Below are 1,542 nucleotides of genomic sequence, written 5' to 3' on the forward strand. Positions count from 1 at the left end.
GTGTCTGAGACCGTAGATGCCGCAAGGCTTAATATTCTACGTAGACGGTGACCTAACTAATAGTGATCCGTAAGGCCCCGCAAAGGGATGTTTAATAACTACTTATGGTGACGTATGTTAACTTTACAAGAAAAACAAGCAGTTGTTGCTGAAGTTTCTGAAATTGCAGGTCGTGCGCATTCATTAGTTGCTGCTGAATATCATGGATTAACAGTATCACAATTGTCGACTTTACGTGAAAAAGCTCGTCAAAGTGATGTTTATCTCCGTGTTGTAAAAAACAGCTTGGCTAAGCGTGCGTTAACAAATAGCAGTTTTGAAAGTATTAACGATCAACTAACTGGTCCAATCATTCTTGCGTTCTCTATGAACGAAGAAGATCCAGTATCAGGTGTTCGTGCAATCCACGAGTTCTTGAAAGAAAAAGCACACGAAAAAATGGTTGTGAAAGCAATCGTTCATGATGGTGAGCTTTATGATGGCAGCGCTCTTGAGCGTATCGCATCTCTTCCAACGAAAGATCAAGCTATCTCTATGTTCCTTGCTGTGCTCAAAGCGCCTGTACAAAAATTGGCAGCTACTTTGGCAGCAGTTCGCGATCAGAAAGAAGCAGCTTAATGCTATTTGTTTTAAACAGATTATTATTTATTAATTTTTTAGGAGTCTAAAATGTCTATTTCTAAAGATGATATTTTAAATGCAATTGAAGAAATGAAAACTGCTGAAATCATGGAATTGATTTCTGCAATCGAAGAAAAATTCGGCGTAACTGCTGCTGTAGCTGTAGCTGCAGGTCCTGCTGCTGGCGCTGCTGCTGCAGAAGAAAAAACTGACTTTGACGTTGTTATGACTGGTTTCGGTGCTAACAAAGTAAACGTAATCAAAGTTGTTCGCGCTATCACAGGTTTAGGTTTAGGCGAAGCTAAAGCAATGGTTGAAGGTGTTCCTGCAACTGTTAAAGAAGGCGCTGAGAAAGCTGAAGCTGAAGAAATCAAGAAGCAACTTGAAGAAGCTGGTGCTACAGTTGAATTGAAATAATTACAGTTTCTCTAAAATTGTTTAGGAAATTTGTAATTTGATGATTTATATCTAGAGATATGTTTACGACAAAGGCTAGTGGATAACCACTGGCCTTTAGTAGCTTGTCTCTATTGTAAACTAGAAAAAGTACATTATGGCTACATTCAGAAATGATGCCCTTTTTCTAGTTTACCCTTTAACTAAGTAAGCCTTGAGGATTTGATAATGTATTCTTTTACAGAAAAAAAACGTATCCGTAAAGATTTTGGGAAACAATCAAGCGTTCTGGATGTTCCTTATCTTTTATCGATTCAATTAGATTCATACGAAAATTTCCTTCAGCAAGGTGAAAATCGTAAGAAGCGCAAAAACCAAGGCTTACAAGCTGCCTTCGAATCTATTTTCCCTATTACCACAACGAAAGCTAAAACGCCAACGGCGCCAGGTTATACGTTGAGCTTGGAATTCGTTGATTATCACATGGGTGAGCCAGATTTTGACGTTCGCGAATGTCAATTGCGT

Annotated in this window: 3 protein-coding genes; all 3 read left to right on the forward strand. The window is 38.7% G+C overall.

Features of this window, described 5'->3' with window-relative positions; all coding sequences use genetic code 11:
• Window positions 1–114: 114 nt before the first annotated feature.
• A complete protein-coding gene (gene rplJ / locus BZK16_RS13815) occupies window positions 115–618 on the forward strand; it encodes a 50S ribosomal protein L10 (protein WP_077929462.1) in 504 nt (167 codons plus the stop codon).
• A 51-nt stretch (window positions 619–669) separates the two neighbouring features.
• A complete protein-coding gene (rplL, locus tag BZK16_RS13820; RefSeq protein ID WP_077929463.1) occupies window positions 670–1,038 on the forward strand; it encodes a 50S ribosomal protein L7/L12 in 369 nt (122 codons plus the stop codon).
• Between the two features lie 204 nt (window positions 1,039–1,242).
• A partial coding sequence (locus BZK16_RS13825) for a hypothetical protein (protein ID WP_233145317.1) occupies window positions 1,243–1,542 on the forward strand: 300 nt, incomplete at its 3' end.

Source organism: Wohlfahrtiimonas populi (genome assembly GCF_002006795.1).
GTDB lineage: Bacteria > Pseudomonadota > Gammaproteobacteria > Cardiobacteriales > Wohlfahrtiimonadaceae > Wohlfahrtiimonas > Wohlfahrtiimonas populi.